20 protein-coding genes and 2 pseudogenes are annotated in these 26,038 nt (G+C 70.3%); 15 read left to right on the top strand and 7 right to left on the bottom strand.

All coding sequences use genetic code 11. From position 1 onward, the window contains the following. Nucleotides 1-134: 134 nt before the first annotated feature. The 3 genes from STRVI_RS19465 to STRVI_RS19455 all read left to right on the top strand — a co-directional run bounded on the left by STRVI_RS19465 (nt 135) and on the right by STRVI_RS19455 (nt 2,440). On the top strand, nt 135-1,154 hold the full coding sequence (locus STRVI_RS19465) for an NAD(P)/FAD-dependent oxidoreductase (RefSeq protein WP_014057390.1): 1,020 nt from the start codon (nt 135-137) through the stop codon (nt 1,152-1,154). 1 nt (nt 1,155) lies between these two features. Further along, complete coding sequence (locus STRVI_RS19460; protein ID WP_014057389.1) at nt 1,156-1,476, top strand: indolepyruvate ferredoxin oxidoreductase subunit alpha; 321 nt, start codon at nt 1,156-1,158, stop codon at nt 1,474-1,476. Between the two features lie 151 nt (nt 1,477-1,627). Continuing rightward, nucleotides 1,628-2,440, top strand: a complete 813-nt coding sequence (locus STRVI_RS19455) for an IclR family transcriptional regulator (RefSeq protein WP_014057388.1) — start codon at nt 1,628-1,630, stop codon at nt 2,438-2,440. A 50-nt stretch (nt 2,441-2,490) separates the two neighbouring features. Here the strand turns inward: STRVI_RS19455 and STRVI_RS19450 are convergent, their stop codons facing one another. Next, the gene (locus STRVI_RS19450; RefSeq protein WP_014057387.1) at nt 2,491-3,708 is read right to left on the bottom strand and encodes an ROK family protein; all 1,218 of its coding nucleotides are present in this window, start codon (nt 3,706-3,708) and stop codon (nt 2,491-2,493) included. Between the two features lie 498 nt (nt 3,709-4,206). Between STRVI_RS19450 and STRVI_RS19445 the strand changes: the two genes are divergently transcribed. From STRVI_RS19445 to STRVI_RS19415, 7 genes are all read left to right on the top strand, one after another. Continuing rightward, nucleotides 4,207-5,310: a Gfo/Idh/MocA family protein gene (locus STRVI_RS19445; RefSeq protein WP_014057386.1), complete on the top strand. Its 1,104-nt coding sequence runs from the start codon at nt 4,207-4,209 to the stop codon at nt 5,308-5,310. Between the two features lie 44 nt (nt 5,311-5,354). After that, a complete protein-coding gene (locus STRVI_RS19440) occupies nt 5,355-6,242 on the top strand; it encodes a sugar phosphate isomerase/epimerase family protein (RefSeq protein ID WP_014057385.1) in 888 nt (295 codons plus the stop codon). A 28-nt stretch (nt 6,243-6,270) separates the two neighbouring features. Continuing rightward, entirely contained in the window at nt 6,271-7,779 is a 1,509-nt protein-coding gene (locus STRVI_RS19435) for an ABC transporter substrate-binding protein (protein WP_014057384.1), read from the top strand. A gap of 82 nt (nt 7,780-7,861) precedes the next feature. Continuing rightward, nucleotides 7,862-8,803, top strand: coding sequence for an ABC transporter permease (locus STRVI_RS19430; protein WP_014057383.1), 942 nt, complete (start codon nt 7,862-7,864; stop codon nt 8,801-8,803). Then, nucleotides 8,800-10,596 carry a dipeptide/oligopeptide/nickel ABC transporter permease/ATP-binding protein gene (locus STRVI_RS19425; protein WP_014057382.1) on the top strand — a complete coding sequence of 599 codons (1,797 nt, stop codon included), beginning with the start codon at nt 8,800-8,802 and terminating at the stop codon, nt 10,594-10,596. Before STRVI_RS19430 ends, STRVI_RS19425 begins: the two co-directional genes overlap by 4 nt. Then, a complete protein-coding gene (locus STRVI_RS19420; protein WP_014057381.1) occupies nt 10,593-11,462 on the top strand; it encodes an ABC transporter ATP-binding protein in 870 nt (289 codons plus the stop codon). Before STRVI_RS19425 ends, STRVI_RS19420 begins: the two co-directional genes overlap by 4 nt. After that, nucleotides 11,459-12,403, top strand: coding sequence for an NADP-dependent oxidoreductase (locus STRVI_RS19415; protein ID WP_014057380.1), 945 nt, complete (start codon nt 11,459-11,461; stop codon nt 12,401-12,403). Before STRVI_RS19420 ends, STRVI_RS19415 begins: the two co-directional genes overlap by 4 nt. A gap of 364 nt (nt 12,404-12,767) precedes the next feature. On the opposite strand, the gene STRVI_RS19410 is transcribed toward STRVI_RS19415, so the two are convergent. Continuing rightward, nucleotides 12,768-13,730: an ABC transporter substrate-binding protein gene (locus tag STRVI_RS19410; RefSeq protein WP_014057379.1), complete on the bottom strand. Its 963-nt coding sequence runs from the start codon at nt 13,728-13,730 to the stop codon at nt 12,768-12,770. 70 nt (nt 13,731-13,800) lie between these two features. After that, nucleotides 13,801-14,937 carry an LLM class flavin-dependent oxidoreductase gene (locus STRVI_RS19405; RefSeq protein WP_014057378.1) on the bottom strand — a complete coding sequence of 379 codons (1,137 nt, stop codon included), beginning with the start codon at nt 14,935-14,937 and terminating at the stop codon, nt 13,801-13,803. A gap of 672 nt (nt 14,938-15,609) precedes the next feature. Here STRVI_RS19405 and STRVI_RS19400 point away from each other — a divergent pair. Continuing rightward, nucleotides 15,610-16,614, top strand: a complete 1,005-nt coding sequence (locus STRVI_RS19400) for an amino acid ABC transporter permease (RefSeq protein WP_014057377.1) — start codon at nt 15,610-15,612, stop codon at nt 16,612-16,614. A 59-nt stretch (nt 16,615-16,673) separates the two neighbouring features. Here STRVI_RS19400 and STRVI_RS19395 read toward each other — a convergent pair whose 3' ends face one another. From STRVI_RS19395 to STRVI_RS19385, 3 genes are read right to left on the bottom strand one after another with little or no spacing between them, the layout of a single operon-like run. Next, nucleotides 16,674-17,342 carry a Gfo/Idh/MocA family protein gene (locus STRVI_RS19395; protein WP_014057376.1) on the bottom strand — a complete coding sequence of 223 codons (669 nt, stop codon included), beginning with the start codon at nt 17,340-17,342 and terminating at the stop codon, nt 16,674-16,676. Between the two features lie 51 nt (nt 17,343-17,393). Continuing rightward, the gene (locus STRVI_RS19390) at nt 17,394-18,314 is read right to left on the bottom strand and encodes a sugar phosphate isomerase/epimerase family protein (protein ID WP_014057375.1); all 921 of its coding nucleotides are present in this window, start codon (nt 18,312-18,314) and stop codon (nt 17,394-17,396) included. Further along, nucleotides 18,311-19,462 carry a Gfo/Idh/MocA family protein gene (locus STRVI_RS19385; RefSeq protein WP_014057374.1) on the bottom strand — a complete coding sequence of 384 codons (1,152 nt, stop codon included), beginning with the start codon at nt 19,460-19,462 and terminating at the stop codon, nt 18,311-18,313. The genes STRVI_RS19390 and STRVI_RS19385 overlap by 4 nt, the downstream gene beginning before the upstream one ends. A gap of 221 nt (nt 19,463-19,683) precedes the next feature. Between STRVI_RS19385 and STRVI_RS19380 the strand changes: the two genes are divergently transcribed. Then, nucleotides 19,684-20,919: an ROK family transcriptional regulator gene (locus STRVI_RS19380; RefSeq protein WP_014057373.1), complete on the top strand. Its 1,236-nt coding sequence runs from the start codon at nt 19,684-19,686 to the stop codon at nt 20,917-20,919. Between the two features lie 62 nt (nt 20,920-20,981). Here STRVI_RS19380 and STRVI_RS19375 read toward each other — a convergent pair whose 3' ends face one another. After that, nucleotides 20,982-22,436: a glyceraldehyde-3-phosphate dehydrogenase gene (locus tag STRVI_RS19375; RefSeq protein WP_014057372.1), complete on the bottom strand. Its 1,455-nt coding sequence runs from the start codon at nt 22,434-22,436 to the stop codon at nt 20,982-20,984. 380 nt (nt 22,437-22,816) lie between these two features. Here STRVI_RS19375 and asnB point away from each other — a divergent pair, with 380 nt between their 5' ends. From asnB to STRVI_RS19360, 3 genes and pseudogenes are all read left to right on the top strand, one after another. Continuing rightward, the gene (gene asnB, locus STRVI_RS19370; protein ID WP_043239215.1) at nt 22,817-24,649 is read left to right on the top strand and encodes an asparagine synthase (glutamine-hydrolyzing); all 1,833 of its coding nucleotides are present in this window, start codon (nt 22,817-22,819) and stop codon (nt 24,647-24,649) included. 165 nt (nt 24,650-24,814) lie between these two features. Continuing rightward, nucleotides 24,815-25,169: pseudogene (locus tag STRVI_RS19365) on the top strand (2Fe-2S iron-sulfur cluster-binding protein); the annotation flags it as partial. 76 nt (nt 25,170-25,245) lie between these two features. Then, nucleotides 25,246-26,012, top strand: a pseudogene (locus STRVI_RS19360) (siderophore-interacting protein). Nucleotides 26,013-26,038 lie beyond the last annotated feature (26 nt).

Here is a 26,038-nt window from a genome sequence, read left to right as displayed (position 1 = left end):
ACGGGGGGCCTTGGGTTCCACCGCTCCCGCGTGTCCGGGCCGCGGTGTCACGGCGCCACCGGTTCCTCGCCGTGTCCCGGCAGGCGGACCGATTCCATTGGACCGTGATCCGGACCTGCCTACGCTCCTTTTCCATGAGCGTTCTCAACGTTGAGCCGGTCGCCGCGGAGGACGCGGCGGTGGTCGAGACGGACATCCTGATCATCGGCGCCGGTCCGTCGGGCCTGTACGGCGCCTACTGCGCGGGCTTCCGCGGGCTGCGTGTCGCCGTGATGGATGTGCTGCCCCAGCGGGGCGGCCAGATCAGCGCGATGTACCCGGAGAAACCGATCTTCGACATCGCCGGATTCACCTCGGTCCGCGGTCGCGACCTGGTCGACAACCTGGTCGCCCAGGCGGAGACACACGGCACCCGCTATCTTCTCGGCCACCGCGCGACGGAGCTGTCCTACGACGACGGCCTGCCCGTGGTCCGCAGCGACCGGGGGACGGCCGTACGGGCCGGGGCGGTGGTGATCACCGGTGGCGTGGGGACCTTCACTCCCCGCCCGCTGCCGGCCGGGGAGGACTTCCTCGGCCGCGGCCAGGTGTACTTCGTGCCCGACCCCACCGCCCACGCCGGCCATGACGTGGTGGTCGTCGGCGGTGGCGACAGCGCCTTCGACTGGGCGGCCCTGCTGGCCCCCATGGCGCGCTCGGTCCGGCTGGTGCACCGCACCGCGCGGTTCCGCGCCCACCGCGCGTCGGTGGAGAAGGTCCGCGCACTCGGCATCGAGATCCTCACAGACTCCGAGGTCAGCGGCGTGTACGGCGGTGCGCTGCTGGAGGAGGTCGAGATCCGCCACCGCGTGACGAAGGACACCACGCGCCTCCCCGCGCAGACCGTGGTGGCGGCCCTCGGCTTCATCGCCGACCTCGGCCCGCTGCGGGACTGGGGCCTCACCCTTCAGGCACGCCGGATCGCCGTGGACACCCACATGGCCACCAACCTCCCCCGCGTCTTCGCGGCCGGCGACATCACCGACTACCCGGGCAAGGTGCGCCTGATCTCCGTCGGCTTCGGCGAGGCCGCCACGGCCGTCAACAACGCCGCCACGGTCATCGACCCGGAGGCGGCGCTGTTCCCCGGGCATTCCACCGAGAAGGAGAACTGACATGGCCTACGTCATCGGCGCGTCCTGCGTTGACATCATGGATCGGTCCTGCATGGAGGAGTGCCCGGTCGACTGCATCTACGAGGGCGAGCGCAAGCTCTACATCAACCCGGTGGAGTGCATCGACTGCGGCGCCTGCGAGGTCGCCTGCCCGGAGCAGGCGATCACCGTGGACCGGAAGGCGGATCCCGAGCACCGCGCCGACAACCGTCGGTTCTTCGAGGAGGTCCTGCCCGGCCGGGACGCCCCACTGGGCACCCCCGGTGGCGCCGGCGCGGTCGGCCCGCTGGGTGCCGACACCGCTCTGGTGGGAGGCCGGTGAGCACACCGGACGTGGCACTCCAGCCGGTGGCCCCCACCGGATTTTGACCACTCACACCATTCCTACCAGGCAAAAAAATCTCTATATTGTCCATCCTCAGAACTAATGGTGTCCTTGGTCGAGGCACATCAGCGGGCGAGGAGGGCATGTCGTGACGACTGCAGCGGTACCTCGTGGCAACGGCGAGGAAGCCGGGCCGGACGGGCGGTCTCCCAGGTCCGTCCTCGGCAAGGTCGGGCTGATCCTGTCCGCCTTCGGCGACGGCGATCTCGCCCTCAGCCTCACGGAGCTGACGGCGCGCACCGGGGTCGCCAAGGCCACGGTGCACCGGCTCTGCCAGGATCTCGTCGCCTGCGAGATGCTGGAGCGGGACGGCTCGGACTACCGGCTCGGCCTGCTGCTGTACGCGATCGGGCTGCGCGCGCCCCGGCAGCGCACCCTGCGGCACGCCGCACGGCCGGCCCTGGAAAACCTCGCGCAGGCCCTCGACAGTCCGGTGAGCCTGTCCGTGCCGAACGGCAGCGAGCTGCTGTGCATCGACAACGCGGGCCGCCACCGCAACCGGGCCGGTGCCTCGATCGGCGGACGGCTGCTCCAACTGCACAGCACGGCCCCGGGGAAGCTCACCCTGGCCCTGCTGCCCGAGCAGTACCCGCTGGCGCGGCTGGCCCCCCATATGCGCCGGATGACCGCCCGCACCCTCACCGCCGACCGGCTCCCGGGCGAACTCGTCCGCATCCAGGGGCAGGGCTACGCCACCGACTGCGAGGAACACCGGCTCGGCTATTCCGCCGTGGCCGTGCCCGTGCGCGGACCGCGGGACGGCGCCTACCTGGGCGCGCTGTCGGTCGTCGCCCCCACGGCACGCCAGAACGTGCCCCGTACGCTCGCGGCGCTGCGGACCGCGTCGGAGGCCGTCACCACCCGTCTCTCGGTGATCGAGGCATACCGCACCGAGCCGTAGCCCCAGTTCGTAGTCCCCATCCTCGGTCTGTGGCCCCCAGCCCGTAGCCCTCAGTCGACGAGCAGCCGGGCTATCCCACGTTCGCTGAACACGTCCCCGGTGGCGAGGGCCACCGCACCGTGCAGCGCCGAGGCGGCGCCGAGCTGCGTGGTGGTGATGGTCAGCTTCCGCGTGGCCAGCGGCAGGGCGCGCTGGTACACCACGGCCCGCACCCCGGAGAGCAGGTCGTCGCGCAGTTCGCTGAGCGGCCCGCCGAGGACGAGGGTGCGGGGGTTGAACATGTAGACGAGCATGGCGGCGAGTTCGCCGATCTCGGTGGCCGCCTGCCGCAGGGCCCGGACGGCGGGCGGGTCGTTGTTGGCGACGCGCTCCGCGAGCTCGTGGACCCCGTGCAGCGGGTCCTCCTCGGTGGACTCGGGGATGCCCAGGTTCAGCAGTACGGCGCGGTGCGAGGCGATGGCCCGCACACAGCCGACATTGCCGCAGGTGCACAGGGCGGTGCCACCGCCGAGGGACCGGATGTGGCCGACATCGCCGGCCGCGCCGTCCGCGCCGCGGTAGATCCTGCCCTCCGCGGTGGCGAGGCCCGCCCCGATCCCGGTAGCGATCTTGAGGCAGAGCACCGGGGTTTCGGCCCGGGCGTGCACGGCCTCACCGAGGGCCATGAGGTTCGCGTCGTTGTCGACCTGGGCGGGGGCGCGGAACCGGGTCCGCAGCCGTTCGGCGACCGGGAAGCCGTCCCAGCCGGGCATGCCGTTGGGCCTGAGCGGGGAGCCGCGCCACGGGTCCACCGGGGCCGGCAGCCCCATCACCACCTGGCGGACCCGGTCCGGATCGCAACCGGACCGCTCCAGCAGCGCGAACAGCCGGTCGCACACCAGCTCCAGGACCGTTTCCGGCCCCGCGTCGATCCGCACGAGCACCGTGTCCCGCGCGAGGATACGACCGCCGAGATCGGCGATCGCGATCCGCGTCTCCAGGTTGTCGACGTCGGCGACGGCGATGGTTCCCGCCCGCGGGCTCAGCGTCAGCAGCCGCGGGGGCCGCCCGCGCACCGATTCGCCGGACTCCAGCTCCTGCAGGATGTCGCGGCCGAGGAGTTGGTCCACCTGCTGGCCGACGGTGGAGCGGGCCAGACCACTGCGCCGCGCGATCTCGGCACGGTTCGTCGCCTCACCGGCCACCACGAGGTCCAGCACTCTGCGCAGTCCGACGGGGACCGCGGGCAGCAGTGCCCGGTCGGCGGAACGACCGTCATCTTCACGCATTTCCTCAACCTAGCCGTCGTGGATCACCGGCGACCAGCCTTCCTTTAAGACGTTATTAGTTCGCAAGGAAAATTAACAACTGCCTCTTGTTCGAGGTAACCGAACTAAACGAAGGTGTTGGGCGAGGCGAACACGCCCCACTCAACCGCCAGAAGAGGGCCGTCCTCTAGCAACCCCAGTTCCCGAAGTCAACGGCGGTGGACCGCTCCACGAGGCGCGGCCCGTCTCCGCGGCACCCGTGCCGCGACCGTACGCGACCCGCGCACACCGCCCTGGCCTGCCCTTTTCTCAAGCGTGACCCGCCACAACACACGTGGAGCACCGCGGAAAACACATCGGCCCGCGTTCCACTGAGCGGACTGTTCATCTCGTCCCGGCCGCCCCGGGGCCCTTGAATACTCGCCAACCCGACGAGACACCGACACTCCACACAAAGGTGTCGATCACTCGCATACCTGAACACCCCACGCATCACTCCCTGGGAGAGGAACCCCGGCCATGGCCAAACAGACCCATCGCATCGGCATCCTGGGCAGCGGCAACATCTTCGGCCGGTATGTCACCGGCCTCGCCCGCTACCCGGAGCTGGAGATCGTGCGGGTGGGCGACATCGATGTGGCACGAGCGAAGCAGGCAGCCGCCGAGCATGCCATCCCGGCCTGGGGTGACGACTCGGAGCTGTACGCCGACGACTCGGTGGACATCGTCATCAACCTGACGCCGCCGGTCCACCACGCCCGCACCGTCATCACGGCCCTGGAAGCGGGGAAACACGTCTACGTCGAGAAGCCGTTGGCCACCACGGTCACCGACGGCGAAGCCGTCCTCGCGGCGGCCGCCCGCACCGGGCGCGTCCTCGGATCGGCGCCGGACACCTTCCTCGGCAGCGCCGCTCAGACCGCGCGCAAGGCGATCGACTCGGGCTCGATCGGCACGCCCATCGGCGCCACCGCCTTCATCGGGCACAGCAAGGCCGAGACCTGGCACCCCAACCCGGCCTTCCTGTTCCAGCCGGGAGGCGGCCCCGTGATGGACATGGGTCCGTACTACGTGGCCATCCTCGTCAACTGCCTCGGCCCCGTCTCCACCATCTCCGCGGCCGGCCGCATAGGCGTGCCCCAGCGCACGGTCACCGCACCCGGACGGACCGTCGAGACCATCGACGTCACCATCCCCACCCACACCGGCGCCGTGGTCACCTTCGCCTCCGGTGTCATCGCCACGACCCAGATGAGTTTCGACGTCTGGGACAGCGACCTGCCGTACATCGAGATCTACGGCAGCGAGGGCACCCTGTCGCTGGCCAACCCGAACCACTTCGACGGTGATGTGCGGGTCCGGCGGCACGGTGACGGCGAATGGACCGTCCTGGAACCGGCCCTGGAACTCTTCGGCGCCGTCGGAACCCGCGAGCAGGCCCGCCGCGGGCTCGGCGTCCGCGACCTCGCCAACGCCGTCGAGGGCGGGCCGCACCGCGCCAACGCCGCCTTCGCCTTCCATGTCCTGGAGACTCTCTGCTCGTTGGAGGGCTCCGCCCAGCAGAGCCGGTCCGTGACGCTGACCAGTTCATGTGAGCGCCCCCAGGCCCTCTTCACCGCCTGACACCCGCCCGCCCCACCACGCCCGAACCCCGCGAGAGGACCCGCATGACCATCCGCCACGACAGGATCGCGATCAACCCCCTGCAGTGGATCGCCACCGACGACGGCTGGATCGACCCCGCCCTGGCACCGGCCCTGCCCGAGCGCCTCAAGGTCATCCGCGAGGCCGGTATCGCCGCCGTCCACGCGGACGTGCCCGCCGAGATGTCCGCCACCGAATACGGCCGGCTGCTCGGCGAACACGGCCTGGCGCCCGCCCCGGGCTATATCTCCGGCCCCCTCCCCGAGGACGAGAGCGGCCTGCGCGAACTGCTCGACAAGACCGACCGCGTCAGCACCCAGATGGCCGATCTGGGCCTGACCACGGTCTTCGTGGCCACCGGGATGAACAGGCAGGCCCCCCGGGTGCACCGCCCGGCCGTGGGCGCCGAGGCGACTCCCGAACGGCTGGAGCGGGTGCGCGAGGTGTTCGCCCGGATGGGCGAGACCACCAAGGCCAACGGCGTCACCGCCGCGTTCCACCCGCACATCGGCACCTGGGCGGAGACCGAGGAGGAGACCCGCTTCATCCTCGACGGCGTGGACGCGGACGTCCTCTCCTTCGGCCCGGACATCGGCCACCTCGGCTGGGCCGGTGCCGATGTCATCGGCCTCATCCGCGACTACGCCGACCGGGTCACCGCCCTGCACATCAAGGACTTCCACGCCGACATCGCCGAACGAGGCCGCGCCGAGGCATGGACCTACCAGCAGACCGTGCTGGCCGGTCTGTGGGCCGAGCCCGGCCACGCCTCGGTCGACATCCCCGCCACCCTGGCCGCGCTGCCCGCCGACTTCGACGGCTGGCTGGTGATCGAGGTCGACCGCGGCGCCCAGGCCACCCCCGAGGAGAGCGTCCGGCTCTGCGGCGAGTGGGCCAAGCGGCAGCACTGAGCGCGGCACCCGAGAACAGAAGGACGACATGCGAAGAATGGTCATGGCAGGGGCGGCCCTCGCCCTCGTGGCCGTGCCGGCGTGCAGCGGTGGCGCCGGCACCACGGCGTCCGCCACCGGAGACGACACGCTGACGCTGTCCATCGGCAACGCCCACACCGGCTGGGACCTGGCGTCCGCGGCCCTGGGCGACAACATCCAGTACTACGAGCCCGTCTTCGACTCGCTGGTCCGGCTGGACTCCAAGGCCCGTCCCCGGCCGAACCTGGCGACCTCCTGGTCCTACGACAGCGCCCGCACCGTGCTGACCATGAAGCTCAGGAAGGACGTGCGGTTCACCGACGGTACGGCGCTGGACGCGACCGCGGTGCGGAAGAGCCTGCTCCACAACAAGGAAGGCACCAACGAGGCCGCCGGCAAGCTGCGCGCCATCGACTCGGTGGCGGCCGTGGACCCCCGGACCGTGGCCATTCACCTGTCGGCGCCCGACCCCCAGCTCGTGGTGAACCTCGGCGACCCCTCGGGCATGATCGCCGGCCCGAAGGACCTGGCGGCGAAGGGCGGTCCGGTCGGCTCGGGCCCCTACGTCCTGGACAAGGGCGCCACGACGAACGGCAGCACGTATGCCTTCACCCGCAACCGGCACTACTGGAACAGGAAGGCATACCCCTTCGACAAGATCGTCATCAAGAACATCAGCGACCCCACCGCACGCCTCAACGCCCTGCTCGGCGGGCAGGTCGACTGGGCCCGGATCACCCCGCAGACCGCCCAGCACGCCAAGAGCCGGGGCCTTGAGGTGCGGGGACACGCCGACAGCGTCGAGGGACTGTACATCTGGGACCGCACCGGGAGGATCGTGCCGGCCCTGGGCAAGGTGAAGGTGCGCCAGGCACTGAACTACGCCTTCGACCGGGAGTCGATCGTCAAGAAGCTCAACCTCGGCTACGCCACGGCCACCTCGCAGATGGCGACCGCCGGCAGCGCCTGGTACGACACATCTCTCGAGAGCAACTACGCCTACGACCCGGCCAAGGCCAGAAGGCTGCTCGCCGAGGCGGGCTATCCCCACGGTTTCACCGTCACCATGCCCGATGTCTCCTCCGTCGCGCCGGGCCAGCAGGTGGTCATGACGCAGGCCCTGGAGGACATCGGCATCAAGGTCAAGGTGGACAAGATCCCGTTCACCCGGCTGTTCACGGCCCTCCAGTCCGGCGAGTACGCGATGTCGTGGTTCAAGCTGCAGTCCGGCCAGCCCTGGGACCTCATCCAGTCCGAGCTGGCCAAGGGCGCCGCCTGGAACCCCGCCAAGGACTTCGACCCCAAGCTCAACTCCATGATCGACAAGGCGCAGAGGGCCCAGGGCGCGGCGCAGACCGCCGCGTTCCGCGAGATCAACGCCTATCTGCAGGACCACGCCTTCAACGCGCCCTGGGATGTGCTGGACGCCGTCCAGGGCAACTCCAAGAAGATCAAGGTGACGCCCCGGGACTTTGTCTCGGCGGTACCGATCTACGACATGGCTCCCGCCGGCTGACGCGACGGCGGAGCGGACCGCGCACCGCCCCGCCCCGTCCGCGACAGATCCCGCATCCGCCGACGCAGAAGGAAAGAACGCGATGCTGACCTTTCTCGTGCGCCGCGTCGCGGCCGGCCTGGTGCTCCTCTATGTGCTCGCGACGACGGCGTTCGCGATGATGAGCCTCACCGGGACCGACGCCGCGCGCAACATCGCCGGCAATATGGCGACGCCCGCACAAATCGCCGCGAAGAAACACGAGTTGGGCCTGGACCGGCCGTGGATCGCCCAGTACGGACAGTGGCTGGGCCACGCGGTCCGGGGCGACTTCGGGACCTCCTGGTTCGGCGGTGACTCCGTCTCCGAAAGCCTGGTGCTCAAGGCACCGGTGTCCCTGTCCATCGTGGTCGGCGGACTTCTGCTGGCCACCGTCCTCAGCGTGGTGCTCGGTGTCGCCGCCGCCGTACGGCGTGGCTGGCTCGACCGCGTGGTGCAGGCGACCGCGATCGTCGGCTACGCGGTGCCGAGCTTCCTGATGGCGCTGATGCTCTCCGCCACCCTCGCCGTCCAACTGCGCTGGCTCCCGGCGACCGGATACGTGCCGCTGGCCGACTCCCCCTCCGGCTGGCTCCAGTCCATCACCCTCCCCGCCGTCTCGCTCGCCATCGGCGCCATCGCCGCCACCGCCCAGCAGGTGCGCGGCTCGGTCATCGACGTACTGCGCCAGGACTTCGTGCGCACCCTGCGCAGCCGGGGCATGAGCGAGCGGCGGGTGCTCTTCCGGCACGTGCTGCGCAACGCGGCGCCCCCGGCGCTGACCGTGCTCTCCCTGCAGTTCATCTCCCTGGTGGGCGGCGCCGTCGTCATCGAGAAGGTCTTCGGACTTCCCGGAGTGGGCTCCGCCGCGGTGACGGCGACCGTCAACGGCGACACGCCGCTGGTCATGGGCGTCGTGGTCTACCTCGTCCTCATCGTCGTGGCGGTCAACCTGCTGGTGGACCTCGCCTACGGCTGGCTCAATCCGAAGGTTCGTGTCCGATGACGCAATCCGCACGCCGCGACACCCGCGGCACACCCGACTCCACGCCGGGCACCGCCCGCCGACGCGGCCATCCGCTGAGCCGCCTGCTGCACAACCGGGTGGCGGTGGTGTGCCTGGTCCTGCTGGCGCTCATCGTCGCGGCCAGTGCGTTCGCGCCCCTGCTCACCTCGGCCAGTCCCACCCGCTCCACCCTGGACGACGCCTTCGCCCCGCCCGGCGGCGGTCATCTCCTCGGCGCCGACAGCGTCGGACGGGATGTGCTCGCACGGCTGCTGTACGGCGGCCGGGTCAGCCTGCTGGGCGGGTTCATCGCCGTCGTGGTCGCCCTGCTGATCGGTGTTCCGGCCGGGCTGCTCGCCGGCTACTACCGGGGCCGGCTCGACGCCGTCGTGAGCTGGGTGGCGAGTCTCGTCATGGCCGCGCCCGCCATCATGGTGCTGCTGGTCTCCATCGCCGCGATCGGCCCCGACACCAACGCGACGATGGCGGTGCTCGGCCTCATCCTCGCCCCCGGTGTCTTCCGCCTCGTGCGCGCCTCCGTCACCTCGGTGCGCGAGGAGCTGTACGTCGACGCCGCCCGCGTCAGCGGACTCGGCGACGCCCGTATCGTGCGGCGGCACATCCTGCCGGTGGTGCAGGCACCCACCATCATCCAGTCGGCGCAGATGTTCGGCGTGGCCGTCGTCATCCAGGCGGGCATCGAATTCCTCGGCCTCGGCTCGGCCGGGCAGGCAAGCTGGGGCGCGATGCTCAACGAGGCGTTCGCCAATCTGTACACCAAGCCCACCATGCTGGTGGCCCCCGGCCTGGCGATCGTGATCACCGTGGCGACGCTCGGCCTGCTCGCCAACGCCCTGCGCGACGCGCTCCTGGACACGCCCGGCCCGGCGGCCCGGCGGCGCCCACGCCCCGCGGCGGCCCCGGCGAGCACACCCGGTCCGGCCGACGACGACAGCCTCCTCGCCGTCGAGGACCTGCGGGTCACCTACGCCACCCGCGACGGCGAGCGCACCGTGGTGGACGGGGTGTCGCTCACCGTGCGCCGCGGTGAAGTGGTCGGCCTGGTAGGCGAGTCGGGCTCCGGCAAGAGCCAGACGGCGTTCGCCATCCTCGGGCTGCTGCCCCCGGAAGGCCGGAGCGAGGCCGGCCGGCTCAGCTTCGACGGCCGCGATCTGCGGGGGCTCGGCCGTAAGGAGCGGAACGCGCTGCGCGGCTGCCGCATCGCCTACGTCCCCCAGGAGCCGATGTCCAACCTCGACCCGGCCTTCCGCATCGGCACCCAGCTCACCGACCCGATGCGGGCGCATCTGAAGCTGACCGCGCGGGAGGCGCGGGAGAAGGCCCTGGCCCTGCTGGAACGGGTCGGCATCGCCGAGCCGGAGCGCGTCTACCACGCCTATCCGCACCAGATCTCCGGCGGCATGGCCCAGCGGGTCCTCATCGCGGGCGCCGTCTCCTGCGACCCCGAGCTGCTGATCGCGGACGAGCCCACCACGGCGCTGGATGTCACCGTCCAGGCCGAAGTCCTGGACCTGCTGCGGGAGTTGCAGCAGGAGCGGGAGATGGGGCTCATCCTGGTGACGCACAACTTCGGGGTGGTCGCGGACATCTGCGACCGCGTGGTCGTCATGCGCACCGGCCAGGTCGTCGAAACCGCCCCGGCCGAGAAGCTGTTCGCCGAGCCGCGGCACGAGTACACCCGCATGCTGCTGGACTCGACGCTGGAGGACGCCCCGCCCCGCGCCCCCCTGCGAACTCCCGCGACGGGCGGACCCCTCCAGGAGACGGTATGAGCACCACAGCGACACCGACACCTACACCGGCCCCCGGCAACATGCTCGAAGTCGACGGCGTGGTGGTGGAGTACGCCGCCAAGAGCCGGCGCGGTCGGCCGTTCCGGGCCCTGCACGGCGTCTCCCTGGACATCCGGCCAGGTGAGACGGTCGGGCTGGTCGGCGAGTCCGGCTCGGGCAAGACGACGCTCGGGCGTGCGGTGCTCGGACTCGCCCCGGTGGCCGAGGGCGAGATCCGCTATGCGGGCCGGGCGATCTCGCGGCTGAGCGCGCGCGAGCGGCGTGCGCTCAGCGCCGAGATCCAGGTCGTCTTCCAGGACCCCTACACCTCGCTGAACCCGGCGATGACCGTGGGCGACATCCTCGCCGAGCCCCTGCTGGTCTCCGGCACCTCCCGCGCCGCGGCCGAGGAGCGGGTCAGCGGGTTGCTCGACCAGGTGCGGCTGCCGGCCGACGCCGCGCACCGGCTGCCGCGGGAGTTCTCCGGCGGGCAGCGCCAGCGTGTCGCGATCGCCCGGGCCCTGTGCCGCGACCCGCGGCTGATCGTGTGCGACGAACCGGTCAGCGCGCTGGATTTGTCCACCCAGGCGCGGGTCCTGGAACTGTTCGTGGAGATCCAGGAGCGCACCGGCGTGGCCTATCTGTTCATCACCCACGATCTGTCGGTGGTGCGGTGTGTCAGTCATCGCGTGGCCGTGATGTACGGCGGCCGGATCGTGGAGACGGGGGAGGCCGCGGCCGTGACCAGCGGCCCGCGGGACCCCTATACCCGGCGGCTCATGCTCGCCGCCCCCGTACCGGACCCGGCACGCCAGCGGGAACGCCGGGAGCAGCGCCGGAACCTCAAGTCCGTGGGGGCGGAATGACGACCGTGACGAACGCCTACGGATTCACGGCATACGGCGGCCCGGACGTGGAGCGCTTCCTGGACCTTCCACTCCCCTCCCCCGGTCCGGGGGAACTGCTGATCGAGGTCCACGCGGCAGGCGTCAATCCGGTCGACTGGAAGGTGCGCGAGGGAACGCACCGGTCGTTCCTTCCGCTCGACCTCCCGGCGGTGTTCGGGCGCGAGGCGGCCGGGGTGGTGGTGGGCCTCGGCCCGGGAGTGGCGGGGTTCGCCGTGGGGGACGCGGTGTTCGGCAGCAGTGCGCGTGGCTGCGGTGGCTACGCGACGCATGCCGTGCTGACCGCCGACTTCACGATCCCGAAGCCGGAGGGGCTGTCCTTCACCGATGCGGCGGCCCTCCCCGTGGCGGCGGGGACCGCGTACGACTCCGTGCGCGGGCTCGACATGACCGCCGGGGAGACCCTGCTGATCCTGGGCGTCGGGGGCGGGGTGGGAGTGGCGGCGGCCCAACTCGCCGCGTCAAAGGGGGTGTCGGTGGTCGGAACCGCGTCCCGCGCGAAGCGGGATTTCGTGGCGTCCCTGGGTGCCACGCCCGTTCCGTACGACAGCGATGACACCGCGGACCGGCTGGCCGCCGCGCTTCCGAACGGGGCCGATGCCGTGCTGGACCTGGTGGGCGGCGACGCGCTGGACACGGTCTCCGCCCTGATGTCCCCTGGCTGCCGTGTCCTTACCGTCGCCGGTCCGGACACCGCGGCCCGCTTCGGCGCCCGGCCGCTGTCCCGCGCCAACCGGGCGGAGACCCTGGGTGAGCTCGCCCACCGCGTCCAGGACGGCCGGCTCCATCCCCACGTCCGGGAGATCTTCCCCTTCGCCGAGGCCCCGTCCGCCCTCCGGGCGGTCGAAACCGGCCACCCCTGGGGAAAGGTGGTACTGGAGATCCGGACCGGGCCTCGATGACGTTCTCGCCCGGCGCGCGGAAACGCGTCGCCGCGGCTCATCGGCGTTCCGGCGGGATCCGCTGGGGCCGGCTCGGTGCCAGGTCTGTGCCGGGCGGGTGACGGGTGGAGTACGGCTGTGCCATGTGATCGGTAACCGGCTGTCATGTCACGCCGGTTACCGCTGAGCAGCACGGCGGACGCATCGTGAGCCGGTGGTTTCAAGGGGGCTTGTGATCGTGATCAGGGAAGCGGTGCGCTTCGGCTGCGCCGTCGCGCAGGAGCGCGGAGCGCGGCTCGCCGTGGAGCGGCACAACGCGCGCGCCGGCATCACGTTCCGCCTCGCCCTCGACAGAATCGTGAGGCTCCCATCGTCGGGTCCTTGCTCACCCTTGGGTGTGTTCGGGCGGGTTGATCCGCGACGCGTCGATCGCGGAGGCGCTGGTGCCCCACTTCTCGAGGATCCGGGCGTATATGCCGTTCTCGATCAACTCGTTCACGGCGGCCCGGAAGGCGCGGGTGAGCGGAGAGCCCTTCTTGAAGGCGAAACCGACGTCGAGGCGGTGGTACTCGCCGAGGAAGGAGGTATGGGCGGCGGACTGGGCCGCTTGGTACCGCAGTCCGTTGATGGTGGACATCACGACGTCGATGCGGCCCTGCTGCAGGGCCGTGAGGACGGCTCCGTTCTCCGCGTAGACCTTCACGTCGTACGGCTTCTTCCCGACCTTGGCGCACACCCCCTTCTGCCGGGTGAGGGTCGCCTCGAAGGTGGTGCCGGCCCCGGTGCCGATGGTCAGCCCGCACAGCTCGGTCAGATCGGTGACCTTCCGGCTGAGCGCCGTGCCGCCCTTCTTTACCGCGAAGCCCTGGCCGTCGTTGATATAGGTGACGAAGTCGATGGTCTTCAGACGCTCGGCGGTCACGCCGAAGTTGCCGGTGCCCACGTCGAACTTGCCGCTGCCGAGGGCGGGCAGGATCGTCTCGAAGGAGGCGTCCTGACGTTCCAGCCTGACGCCGAGTACCTTGGCCACCGCGTCGGCGATGTCGATGTCCTGACCCGCGGGCTTCTTGTCCGGGCCGTTCGGGTAGTACGCGCCCGGCGGAGCCCCGATCGAGCTGCCCATCCTCAGGGTGCCGGACCTGGCGACGTCGGCGGGCAGCAGGGCGGCGACGGAGTCCACCTTCCGTACTGCGGCGACCGGGTCGTCGGTCGGCGCGGGAGAGGCCTGGGCTCCCGCCGGCGTTGTGCTGTCCGTGCCACCGGAGCCACCGCATGCGGTCAGCGCCAGGAGTGACAGCAGCGTCAGCGCGGCGACGCGCGGCCGAGTTCTGGTCCCGGGGTGGTTCACAGCAGGGGGCCTTTCCGTTCTGCGCCGTGGTGGCGGCGATGGGAATACCTGGGTGGCCGTGCGACGGAGGTCATCGGTGTACGGCGGCCAGGGTCTGCACGCCACGCGCCGCACGCTCGGCATCACGCTTGGCGACCTCCTCACGGACGATCGGGATCACGTGCCGACCGAAGTCGATGGCGTCGCCCAGCAGGTCGTAGCCGCGGGCGGAGAGGATGTCGACGCCGAGGTCGTAGTAGTCGAGGAGGGCCCGGGCGACCGTCTCGGGGGTGCCGACCAGGGCATTGGAGTTGCCCGCCCCACCGGTCGCCGCGGCGGTCGGCGTCCACAGCGCGCGGTCGTAGCGCTCCCCCGCCTCGGCGATGGCGAGCAGCCGCTGTGAGCCGGAGTTCTGCGGATGTGCCTGCCCGGTGTGGCGCCTGGTGACCGACTCGCCGCTCGCCTTGCGGGCCTCGATCGCGCCCACCGTGCGGCGGGCCTTCTCCCAGGCGAGTTCCTCGGTCGGGGCGATGATCGGGCGGAACGCCACCTGGATGCGCGGGACGTCGGTACGGCCCGCGGCCTTCGCGGCGGCCTTCACCGCCTCGATCTGCTCGGCGGTCTTCTCCAGGGGCTCGCCCCACAGGCAGTAGATGTCGGCCTCGGCGCCTCCCGCGGCGTACGCGGCGGGGGACGATCCGCCGAACGAGATGTCCGGGCGGGGCTGTTGGGCCGGGAACACGTCACTGACGAAGTCACGGAAGCGGTAGTGCTCGCCCTCGTGGTCGAAGGGCTCGTGAGTGGTCCAGATCTTCCTGACGATCTGGATGTACTCGCGGGTGCGGGCGTAGCGCTGGTCCTTGGTGAGCGTGTCGCCCTCACGGCCCTGCTCGTGGTCGTTGCCGCCGGTGATGAAGTGCACGGTCAGCCGCCCCTCGCTGATCTGGTCGAGAGTGGCGAAGGTCTTGGCGGCGAAGGTCGGATACGAGACGTTGGGCCGGTGGGCGAGCAGGATCTGGAGCCTGTCCAGCCTGCTCGCGATGTACGCGGCGGCCGGCGCGGGGTCGGGCGATCCGGATCCGTAGGCGAACAGCACCCGGTCCCAGCCATGGTCCTCGTGGGCCCTGGCAAGCCGGAGTGTGTACTCCTTGTCGAATGCGCCACCGGAGCGTGCGGTGGTCTCGGAACCGTCATGGGTCGCGGCGATGCCGAGGAATTCCACGGGCATGGGAATGGCCTTTCGGGAGGACAGGGAGGAGCACGCGGACAGGCCGGAACGGCCCTTCGCATGGCCGTACAGGACGGCAGAGGGGAAATGTCACTGGCTGGAGCGGGCGTGACGACGCCGGGGCGTCGGGAGAAGGGGTGGCGGCAGCGTGTGTCCGGGCGCTCGCAGAGCCGTGTCCGAACGCGGGTCAGCGCCCGCGTTCAGCGGCGATACGACGAGAGAGCTCGGCCCGCGACGGGGTCACCGAGGGAGGGAAGGGCCGGTCAGACAGCCCGCTGCCGAGTCAGGCGCGACAAGCGGCCGACCACACCCGACCGAAGTCGATGTGGCCACGGGTGACCAGACGCTGCTCGGTATTCATGGGAGCAATTAGGCAGTACACAACGCTTCTCGTCAACCACCGCCCGCATACCGGACCGGCGTTGACCGGTTCCCACGTGTTCACCGGTTCCCATGTGTGCTTGACAGATGCATGCGCTGGGTACTTACGATCGACGACGGACGGGCCCGCCGCGCGCGGAGGCCCATCCGGCCGCGTTGAGGGACGCGGTGAGCGTGATGACGCCGAGCCCGGCCGCACCGTACCCGCGTACCGCCTTCTCGGGTGTCCGTGTGCGCGTACCACCGGGCTGTCGCCGACGCCCGTGCCCCCCTCACCCGGAGAGCCTCCCGATGGCCACGCCTTCCCGTACCACCGCACCCGACGCGGTGCCCGTCCCCGTCGACAAGCGCCCCGAGACGGGCGCCCCCGGTCCCGGCGACCTGCCGCGGATCGTGCCGCGCCGACGCATCGGCCGCCGGCTGACCGCCGCCGCCGCGCTCCTGGTCTTCGCGATGGTGGTCAACTCCGTTGTGCGCAATGACGCTTTCCAGTGGGACGTGGTGGGCCGGTACTTCACCACCGGCGCCGTACTCGACGGACTGCTGCTGACCCTGTGGCTGACCGGCGCGGTGATGGTGCTCGGTTTCCTGCTCGGCATCCCGCTGGCGGTGATGCGGCTGTCCACCAACCCGGTGCTGTCCATACTGAGTTGGGGCTATGTATGGATCTTCCGCTCCACGCCGCTGCTGGTCCAGCTACTGTTCTGGTTCAACATCGGCGCTCTGTACCCGACACTCGGCCTCGGCCTCCCCTTCGGCCCGCAGTTCGTCACCGTCAAGACGGTCAATCTGCTCGGCCCCACCCTCACCGCCGTCATCGGGCTGACCCTGCACGAGGCCGCCTACGCCGCCGAGGTGATACGCGGCGGCATCCTGTCCGTGGACTCCGGCCAGACCGAGGCCGCCCAGGCACTCGGACTCGGCAGACGGCGCACACTGCGCCGGATCGTCATTCCGCAGGCGATGCGTTCCATCGTGCCGACCGCGGGGAACATGCTGATCGGCACGCTCAAGGGGACCAGCATCGTCAGCGTGCTGGCCGTGCACGACCTGCTGTACTCGGTGCAACTGGTCTACAACCAGAGCTACCAGGTCATCCCGCTGCTCATGGTGGCCACCCTCTGGTACATCGCGGTCACCACCGTACTGAGCGCGGGACAGTTCTATGTCGAGCGGTACTACGCGCGGGGGGCCGCGCGGGCACTGCCGCCCACCCCGCTGCAACGGCTGCGCGCCCGTGCGGCCGCCGTCCCGCGCGCCCGGTCGCGCGCCACGACAGCCAGGACCGGCGTCTGACGCCGTGGGCCCGGAGGCGAACGTCAGCACGGCCGAGGCGTGGGTGGGGACCTCGACGGTTATCTCGTCGACCACCCGCTCGGGGCTGGTGACCTCGCGGGTCTTCGCGCCGACGCGGGTGGCGGCGGACACCTGCCGGACCGGGCCGAGGCAGTTGACGAGCGCGGCCAGGTAGTAGGGGCCCATGTCCAGCACGGGCCCGCCGCCCGGCCGTAGAAGGCCCGGGGGTCCGGGTGCCAGGTCTCGGAACGGCTGGACCGGACGAAGGCGGTGGCGCCGACGGGTTCGCCGATCAGGCCGGTGTCGATCGCGTGCCGGGCGGTCTGCACGGCGCTGCCGAGAAAGGTGTCCGGGGCCGAGCCCAGCAGCTTCCCACTGCGCTCGGCGGCGTCGAGGACCTCGCGGGCCTCCTCGACGGTGGCCGCGAGCGGCTTCTCGACGTAGACGTGCTTGCCCGCCTCCAGCGCCGCGATGACGGTCTTCGCGTGGAACGCCGGCGGGGTGATGTTGATGACGATCTCGACGGCGTCGTCCTCGAGAAGCTCGTCGGGACCGCCCCAGGCCGGGATGGCGTATTCGGCCGCGGCACGCTCCGCGCGGGCCGGGTCGACGTCGGCCACCCGGATCACGTCGAGCTCCGGAAAGGTGCGCAGTCCCTCGGCATAGCGGCCGAAGATGTTGCCGGCGCCCAGAATCCCGATGCGGTGCCGTGCAGTGTGCTGGGCCATGAGTCTCCTGCGGTCGTGCTGTGGTGGTGTACGGGGAGCGGCAGGCGGTCGTCAGGCGACGATCAGCGGGCGCAGGGTGCGGTGGGCGATCTCCAGGCCGGTTTTGACCTTCTCCTCGGTACCGCCCCACACCGGATCCTCGTGCTCGACCGAGAGGGTCCCGGTGAATCCGTGCTCGTAGAGGGCGTCCACGACGGCGCTCCAGTCGACCTGGCCCCGGCCGGGCACGCGGTAGCGCCACCAGCCGGTGTCCCACGGGTCCTCCCGCTGGACCGCCTTGCCGAAGAACCCGTAGCGGTCCACCTTTCCGGGGAGGATCTGGAGGTCCTTGGCCTGGGCGTGCACGATCCGGTCCGCGTAAGGCGCGATGGTTTGCACCGGATCGACACCGATCCACGTCAGATGCGACGGATCCCAGTTCAGATACAGCCCGAGGGAGAACATCCACTCCCACAGCTCGGGCGAATAGGCGAGGTTGCCCGGACAGCCGTCCGGGTGCCAGCCCTCCATCACACAGTTCTCGATGATGAGGCGGACGTCCCTCTCCCCCGCGTACTCGACGAGTTCCGGGAAGACCTTCTCGGCCTCTTCCAGATTGGGCGCCACCGGCCGGGTCCAGTCGCGGCCCACGAAGGTGCCCACGTACGGGACGTCGAGGGCCGCCGCGGTGTCGATGACCGCCTTGAGATGGGCGTGGATCTCCGCGCGGCGCGCAGGGTCGGGGTGGAGGTTGTTCTCGTAGTACGCCAGGGCCGAGAGGTCGAGGCGGTGGCGCTCGAACAGCCCCCGGATCTCCTCGGCGTCGCGTTGGCCGAAACCGGCCACGGGCAGGTGCGCGGCCTCGAAGTCCCGGCCTCCGGTGCGTGGCCAGGCCGCGACCTCCAGGGCCTCATATCCCGCCTCGCTCGCCCATGCGGCGATCTCGGCCAGGGAGAGATGGGGCAGACAGGCGGTGAGCATGCCGAGTTTCATGCGGTGGCCTCCAGGGCTATCTCTGTGGGGTCGACATCGGTCCAGGTCAACGACGCGGAGGAGGTCAGCACGGCCTCGACGATCCGTGCCGAGCGGACACCGTCCGCTCCGGTGGGCAATCCCTCGGGCGCATCCCCGCGGATGGCCGCATAGGCGTCGGAGACAAAGGAGGTGAAGCATTCGGCGTAGCCCTGGGCGTGGCCGGCGGGGAGCCGTGAGAGCCGTCGCTGCTCGGCCGATCCCTGGGCCGGGTCCCGGAACAGCACCCGTGCTCCGTCCGGCGCGCCGAGCCATACGGTCTCGGGATTCTCCTGGTCGAAGACCGCGCTGCCCCGCGCGCCGTCCAGCTCGAACCACAGCCGGTTCTTGCGGCCGGCCGACACCTGGGAAACCGTGAGCGTGGCCAGGGCGCCGCCGTCGGTGCGCAGCAGTACGGTCGCCACATCCTCGGTGCGCACCCGCACCCGTGGGCCACCACCCCTGGTCGCGAAGCTCGCGCCCGTGCCGGCGGGCCGGGTGGGAACGGTGGTGCCGAGCCTCGCGGTGAGTTCGGTGAAGCGGACTCCGGCCACCCACTCCACAAGGTCGCACCAGTGGGATCCGATGTCCGCGAACGCCCGGGAGGGGCCGCCGTCGGCCGGATCGACCCGCCAGGACATGGCCTCCTCGGACAGCATCCAGTCCTGCAGATAGCTGCCGTGGAGCAACTGCCAGGCGCCGAATTCGCCACGCAGCCGCCGGTCCCGGAGCTCCCGGACGAGCGGGTGGTAGCGGTAGACGAAGGGGACCGCGAGCACCAGCCCCGTCTCCTGTGCCAGGCTCGTCAGCCGCTGCGCGTCGGCGGCAGAGGTGGCGAGCGGCTTCTCGCAGATCACATGCTTGCCCGCGCGCAGTGCCGCCTCGGCCTGGCCGATATGCAGTGCGTTCGGGGTGCACACATGGACGACCGATACGCTGTCGTCGGCGAGCACCGCCGCGAAGTCGGGGTAGCGGCCGGGTACGTTCCACTCCTCGGCGACCCGCGCACTGCGCTCGGGGGTCGAGGCCACCACTCCGGCGAGCTCTCCGCCGCTCGCACGGATCGCGGCCGCGTGCACGGCACCGATCATCCCGGCACCTGATACCACCGCTCGAAGCGAACCATTCATCTGATGCACCTCCGTCGTCCCACCGCCGATCGCGGTCTGACGCCGCGCTGCGCATCACCTTGGTTTAGTTCTGGCAGCAAGCACAAGACAGCTTATTTAATTTTTTCCAAGGCCTAAAAGTGGCCAAATTTTCTGCGCGCTCGCCCTGGAAGCGCCTGAAGGGCAAGGTGAGAGGGGAGAATCGTTGACGGACCCAAGGGAGCAACATTACGGTCACTCGAATGCATAAAGACGACGGCTGGGCGGAGGAATCATGTGCCCCCGCATCGGTCCCCCTCGCACTGCGCCGGGTGCTGGGGCTTGTGATCTCCGGGGAGGCGACCAACCGCGCGGAGCTCGCGCGGCGCAGCGGCCTGGCCCGGTCGACCGTGGGCCAGCAGGTGGAGAATCTCGTCGGCAACGGCATCCTGCAGGAGGTCGAGTCCAGGCGATCCGTCCGGGGACGACCGCCCCGGGTGCTGACGATCAGCCCACAGGCCGGCACCGTCGTCGCCGTGGACGTCGACACCACCGCCTCCCACGTGGCCATCGCCGATCTCAGCAGGCGGCTGATCGCACAGGACACGGTCGCCGTCCGGATCGACGCGGGCCCGCGGATCGTGCTGGACGCGGTCGCCGAGCTGCTGCGGAGGCTGCTGGCGGAGTACGACCGCGATCCCGGCCGGTTGCGTGAGGTGGTCGTCGGCCTGCCCGGTCCGGTGGACTTCCAGCAGGGTTGCGCGGTACAGCCGACCGGCATGCCAGGCTGGGACGGCTACCCCGTCGCCGAGCACCTCCGGGAACGCTTCCGCGCCCCGGTCGTCGTGGACAACGACGTCAATCTGATGGCCCTGGGCGAGGCCGAACAGGGCGGGGCGGAGACTCCCCTGCTCTGCATCAAGATCGCGAGCGGTATCGGGGCGGGCCTCGTCACCGCGGGCGGTGATGTGTACCGCGGCGCCGACGGAGCCGCCGGCGACATCGGCCATACCCGTGCCGTCAGCGGGGGCAACGTCCTGTGCGTCTGCGGCAACGTCGGCTGCGTCGGGGCGATCGCCTCGCACCGCGCCGTCCTGCGCGGCCTCGGCATCCCCGAGTCGACCGACGACGACCCTCTGTACGGCACCCGGGTGCTCGCCCAGCGCGTCGCCGACAGCGACCCGGCCGCACTGCACGCCGTACGCCAGGCGGCCACGGAGGTCGGGGAGGTGGTCGCCGTGCTGGTGCACATGTTCAATCCGCGCAGCATCATCCTGGCCGGTCCGCTGAGCGAACTCCGCGACGACCTCGTCTCCGCCGTACGAGCCGCCGTGTACCAGCGCGCCCTCCCCCTGGCCACCCGCAAGCTGACCATCACCGCGACCCAGCTCAAGGGCCGCTCCGGGCTCCACGGCGGGATCGCCCTCGCCACGCGGGACGTCTTCGGACCGGCGGGCATCGCACGGCTGCTGGCCGACGAGCCCGGAGCGGGGGGATAGGCGGGCTCGGCGGGGAGCCCGCCGAGCCCGCCGAGCCCGCCGTGGCCGTCGCCGGCCGGGTGTCAGGCCACCGGGGCCGGGTAGGTCGGGTACTCCACCCCGGAGACGTACTGGACGACGCGGATGACCTGGCAGGAGTAGCCGAACTCGTTGTCGTACCAGAGGTAGAGGATGGCGTTGTCGCCCTCGACCTTGGTGGCACCGGCGTCGACGATCGAAGCGTGGCGCGAGCCGATGAAGTCGTTGGAGACCGCGTCGGGGGCGCTGGTGAAGTCGATCTGGCGCTTGAGCGGCGAGGTCAGGGACACATCGCGCAGATAGTCCAGGACCTCCTCGCGGCTGGTCTCGCGCGCGAGTTGCAGATTGAGGATGGCGATCGAGACGTCCGGCACCGGGACGCGGATCGAGCTGCCGGTGATCTTCGCATCGAGGTCGGGCAGGGCCTTCGCGACGGCGGAGGCGGCACCGGTCTCGGTGATGACCATGTTGAGCGGCGCCGAGCGGCCACGGCGGTCGGACTTGTGGTAATTGTCCAGCAGGTTCTGGTCGTTGGTGAACGAGTGGACGGTCTCCACATGGCCGCGCAGGACGCCGTACTCGTCCGCCATCGCCTTCAGCGGCGGGACGATCGCGTTGGTGGTGCAGGACGCGCAGGACAGGATCTGCTCGTCCGGCTTGATCGTGTCGTGGTTGACGCCATGGACGACGTTGGGCACATCGCCCTTGCCCGGCGCGGTCAGCACCACCTTGTCGACACCGGGGCGCAGATGCTTCGACAGCCCTTCGCGATCGCGCCACTTGCCGGTGTTGTCGATGAGGATGGCGTCCTTGATGCCGTACGCCGTGTAGTCCACCGACGTCGGGTCATCGGCGTAGATCACCTTGATCTCGTTGCCATTGGCGACGATCGTGCTGTTGGCCTCGTCAACGGTGATCGTGCCCTGGAACTGACCGTGGATGGAGTCGCGGCGCAGCAGCGAGGCGCGCTTGACGAGATCTTCGCCGGCCCGGCCGCCGCCCCCGCGGACGACGATGGCGCGCAGTCGCAGGCCGTTGCCGGACCCGGCCTTCTCGATGAGCAGGCGGGCGACGAGGCGGCCGATGCGGCCGAAACCGTAGAGGACGACATCGCGTCCCTCACGGCACTCGATCTTGTTGGCGCCCGTAGCACCGGCGACGGCCTCGGCGGTGAACTCCTCCACCGAGAGACCGCGGTCATCGGCCCGGTACGTCTCGGCGAGCATGCCGATGTCGATCTGGGAGGGGCCGAGGTCGAGCGCGGTGAGCGCCTGCAGGAAGGGCAGGGTGTCGGTGACCGAGAGTTCCGCACCGGCGATCTGGCGGGCGAATCGGTGGGTCTTGAGGATGCTGACGACCGACTTGTTCACCAAGGAGCGGCTGTGCAGCAGGACCGTGACGTCCCGCTCCCGATACAGCTTCCCGATGACGGGGATCATCGACTCCGCGATCTCCTCGCGGTGCTTCCAGTTGGTGAACGAGTCCTCGTTGAGAGTCACAAATCCATCTTTCGAGCTAGGTGGCGCTCATATGGTAACCCCCCAGGTCACGGAGGTACCCGGCACCCCCGACGGCAGCCGGGGAGGAGTCCGCCGAGGAACGGCCGAGGGTGACGGTGCCTCAGCTCACCGGGCCCGGCCTCTTTCGTATACGGCCGGCATTTTCGCTTACGAATTGCGACGTGGATATCGGCTGTAAAATGGGAATTTAGTGGGCGGCGTTTTTCGGCCAGCGACCACCGCGAAACTTATCATTAACAGGAATTTACCAGTGAGAAATGCCACTCCCCCAGGGATCAGCGCCCGGTAGCGGTCCGCCTCCGGAGAGGTAGATGGTTTTCACAGGCAACCATCTCTGCTGAGTGAAAGGGATGATCACTGTGTGCGGCATCACCGGCTGGGTCTCCTACCGCCGCGATCTGACCTCCCATCGCCAGGTCCTCGACGCCATGACGGAGACGATGGCCTGCCGAGGACCGGACGCGGCCGGAGCGTGGGTGACCGGCAAGGCTGCGCTCGGCCACCGCAGGCTGGCCGTCATCGATCTGCCCGGCGGGGCACAGCCCATGACCGTCGACACCGCCGACGGTCCCGTGAGCATGGTCTACTCCGGTGAGGCGTACAACTTCACCGAGCTGCGCGACGAACTGCGCCGCAGGGGCCATGGCTTCACCACCGACTCCGACACCGAGGTCGTCCTGCGCGGCTATGTGGAGTGGGGCGAATCCCTCACCGAGAAGCTGAACGGCATGTACGCCTTCGCCATCTGGGACTCCCGCACGGAAAAGCTGGTAATGGTCCGGGACCGGATGGGCATCAAGCCGTTCTACTACTACGAGACCGACGACGGCGTCCTCTTCGGATCCGAGCCCAAGGCCATCCTCGCCAACCCGCTCGCCGCCCCCGAGGTCGGCGTCGACGGGCTGCGGGAGATCTTCTCCTTCGCCAAGACACCGGGGCATGCGATCTGGAAGGGAATGAAGGAGCTGCGCCCCGGCCACATCGCCGTCGTCGACCGCAATGGACTTCGCGAACAGGCGTACTGGCGCCTGGAGGTCTCCGAGCACACCGATGACCAGGACGCGACCGTCGCCCATGTGCGGGAGCTGCTGGAGGACATCATCGCCCGGCAGCTCGTCGCCGATGTGCCCCGCTGCACCCTGCTCTCCGGGGGGCTCGACTCCTCGGCGATGACCTCGCTGGCCGCCCGCAAGCTCGGCGAGCACGGCGAGACCGTCCGCAGCTTCGCCGTGGACTTCCCCGGGCAGGCGGAGAACTTCCGCGCGATCGACGTGGCGCCCAGCGTGGACACCCCGTATGTGCACGCCGTGGCCGAGCATGTGAAATGCGACCACCGGGACATCATGCTCGACGGCTCCGCCCTGTCCGACCCGGCGGTGCGGCAGGCTGCCATCGCGGCCAGGGATCTGCCCACCGGGCTCGGCGACCGGGACAACTCGCTCTACCTGCTGTTCAAGGCCGTTCGCGAACAGTCGACCGTGGCCCTGTCGGGCGAGTCCGCCGATGAGGTCTTCGGCGGCTACCCGTGGTTCCACGACGAGCGGCGCGAGGCCGACACCTTCCCGTGGCTCGCCGGAGGACTGACGCTCGGCGACACCAAGAGCCTGCTGTCCCAGGACCTCACCGATAAGCTCGACCTGGACACCTACCTCCATGACCACTACCTCAGCGCCCTGGACGAAGTCCCCCTCAAGGACGGTGAGACCGGCCTGGAGAAGCGCATGCGCCAGGTCTGCTACCTGCATCTCACCCGCATGGTCAACACCCTGCTCGACCGCAAGGACCGGATGAGCATGGCCGTCGGCCTGGAGGTCAGGGTGCCGTTCTGCGACCACCGCCTCGTCTCCTACGTCTTCAACACCCCCTGGTCGCTGAAGACATTCGACGGGCGGGAGAAGAGCATCCTGCGCGAGGCCACCCGCGATGTGCTGCCCGAGTCCGTGGCCAACCGCAAGAAGAGCGGCTACCCCGGCAGCTTCGACCCCGCCTATCTCTCCGCCATCAAGCAGCAGGTGGGCGACCTCATCACCTCGGGACACCAGGCCCTCGAACTGTGCCGCACCGAGACGCTGAAGGAGGCGATCGCCGCACCGGCGGAGGACATCACCACCCAGCAGCGCGCCATCATCGAACGCGCCCTGGACCTGGCGACATGGATGGACCTGCGCAAGCCCACCATCACGCTCGACTGACACCCGCGGTTCGACCCGCACCGGGAGAGACGGACGGGGACCTGGCCCCCCAGGTCCCCGTCCGTCGTCCCGGTGGCCCCGCCGCAGACGCCCTCGCGCGCCGGACGTTCCGTGGCCCCGGACGGCGCGGCCGGCGGCCGCCCGGGCATCGAGGTGACGGGTGCCTGCGGCCTCGGACCGATGCTGGCCGCGGCCGAGGCCGCGTTCCCGGCCGGACGGCTGTACGCGGAGCGGGTTCCGCCCGATGCCCAGGTCGTTCGCCCCCGACACGGCGTTCGAGGCGGTGTGCGCGCGGTCCGGGCAGACGGTTCAGGTGCCGCCCGACGAGTCGCTGCTGGACGCCCTGACCCACGCCGGATATCCGGTGGCGTCCGGATGCCGCGAAGGGGTCTGCGGCAGTTGCGAACTCGCCGTCGTCGACGGCGAGCCCGAGCACCGGGACGACATCGGCGCCCCCGCGGGCCGGATGTACGCCTGTGTGTCCCGCGCCCTGTCCTCGCGGCTCGTCGTGGACCTGTGACCCCACGGCGAGCGGACTCGAACGGAAGGCAGGGAAAGACGTGTTGCCCAAGGTGCGCACACCCGAATCACGGCGAATGATCACGCTGGAGGTACGCGGGAACACCACACTGACGCCCGGATTCTCGACCATCACACTCGGCGGCCCGGATCTGGAGCATCTGAAGCCCACCGGCTTCGACCAGACCGTGCGGCTGTTCCTTCCCCGCGAGGGGCAGGACAGGCTGAGAATGCCGAAGCTCTCCAGCGAGGCGTGGATGGCGGAGATTCTCCTGCTGCCGAAATCACGCAGGCCCTGGGTGCGCAACTTCACCATCCGCCGCGCCCGGCCCGAACCCGGCAAAGTGGACATCGAGTTCGCCCTGCACGGCGACACCCCGGCCGCCGCATGGGCCCGCCGCGCCCGGCCCGGAGATCCGGCGGGCATCTTCGACATGGGCGTGACCTACCTGCCGCCCGCTCATGCCGATTGGCAGCTCCTCGCCGGGGACGAGAGCGCCGTGCCGGCGATCCTCGCCATCCTCGAACACGCTCCGGCGTCACTGGCCGGGAAGGTCTTCCTGGAGGTGGCGGGGACCGCCGACATCCGCGCGGACATCACCGTTCCCGAAGGCGTACGGGTGCGGTGGCCGGCCCGGACGGCGCGAACGCGCTGCCCGGCAGACTGGCCCTCGACGCGGTCAAGAAGGCGTCGCTGCGGCCGGGCCGGTTCTACACCTGGGTCGCCGGGGAGGCCGGGCTGGCCACCGGGGTGCGCCGCCATCTGGCGCAGGACCGCGGCGTACCGAAGCCGGACATCGCGTTCTTCGGGTACTGGCGGCACGGCCGCTCGAGCCCCGGCTGAGCCGTGCCGCTGTGCCGGTGCGGTGT

Source organism: Streptomyces violaceusniger Tu 4113 (assembly GCF_000147815.2).
In the GTDB taxonomy this organism is placed as follows: domain Bacteria; phylum Actinomycetota; class Actinomycetes; order Streptomycetales; family Streptomycetaceae; genus Streptomyces; species Streptomyces violaceusniger_A.
Note: the sequence above shows the minus strand (reverse complement) of the source record. Positions and strands in the feature narration are given on the sequence as shown.

What these genes read in the sequence shown, in the direction of transcription:
- STRVI_RS19450 (WP_014057387.1), bottom strand. Translation starts at nt 3,708, where the DNA reads ATGCGTGAAGATGACGGTCGTTCCGCCGACCGGGCACTGCTGCCCGCG.
- STRVI_RS19400 (WP_014057377.1), top strand. Translation starts at nt 15,610, where the DNA reads ATGGCCACGCCTTCCCGTACCACCGCACCCGACGCGGTGCCCGTCCCC.
- STRVI_RS19445 (WP_014057386.1), top strand. Translation starts at nt 4,207, where the DNA reads ATGGCCAAACAGACCCATCGCATCGGCATCCTGGGCAGCGGCAACATC.
- STRVI_RS19435 (WP_014057384.1), top strand. Translation starts at nt 6,271, where the DNA reads ATGCGAAGAATGGTCATGGCAGGGGCGGCCCTCGCCCTCGTGGCCGTG.
- STRVI_RS19425 (WP_014057382.1), top strand. Translation starts at nt 8,800, where the DNA reads ATGACGCAATCCGCACGCCGCGACACCCGCGGCACACCCGACTCCACG.
- STRVI_RS19390 (WP_014057375.1), bottom strand. Translation starts at nt 18,314, where the DNA reads ATGAAACTCGGCATGCTCACCGCCTGTCTGCCCCATCTCTCCCTGGCC.
- STRVI_RS19430 (WP_014057383.1), top strand. Translation starts at nt 7,862, where the DNA reads ATGCTGACCTTTCTCGTGCGCCGCGTCGCGGCCGGCCTGGTGCTCCTC.
- STRVI_RS19405 (WP_014057378.1), bottom strand. Translation starts at nt 14,937, where the DNA reads ATGCCCGTGGAATTCCTCGGCATCGCCGCGACCCATGACGGTTCCGAG.
- STRVI_RS19460 (WP_014057389.1), top strand. Translation starts at nt 1,156, where the DNA reads ATGGCCTACGTCATCGGCGCGTCCTGCGTTGACATCATGGATCGGTCC.
- STRVI_RS19465 (WP_014057390.1), top strand. Translation starts at nt 135, where the DNA reads ATGAGCGTTCTCAACGTTGAGCCGGTCGCCGCGGAGGACGCGGCGGTG.
- STRVI_RS19420 (WP_014057381.1), top strand. Translation starts at nt 10,593, where the DNA reads ATGAGCACCACAGCGACACCGACACCTACACCGGCCCCCGGCAACATG.
- STRVI_RS19385 (WP_014057374.1), bottom strand. Translation starts at nt 19,462, where the DNA reads ATGAATGGTTCGCTTCGAGCGGTGGTATCAGGTGCCGGGATGATCGGT.
- STRVI_RS19440 (WP_014057385.1), top strand. Translation starts at nt 5,355, where the DNA reads ATGACCATCCGCCACGACAGGATCGCGATCAACCCCCTGCAGTGGATC.
- STRVI_RS19395 (WP_014057376.1), bottom strand. Translation starts at nt 17,342, where the DNA reads ATGGCCCAGCACACTGCACGGCACCGCATCGGGATTCTGGGCGCCGGC.
- STRVI_RS19415 (WP_014057380.1), top strand. Translation starts at nt 11,459, where the DNA reads ATGACGACCGTGACGAACGCCTACGGATTCACGGCATACGGCGGCCCG.
- STRVI_RS19380 (WP_014057373.1), top strand. Translation starts at nt 19,684, where the DNA reads ATGCATAAAGACGACGGCTGGGCGGAGGAATCATGTGCCCCCGCATCG.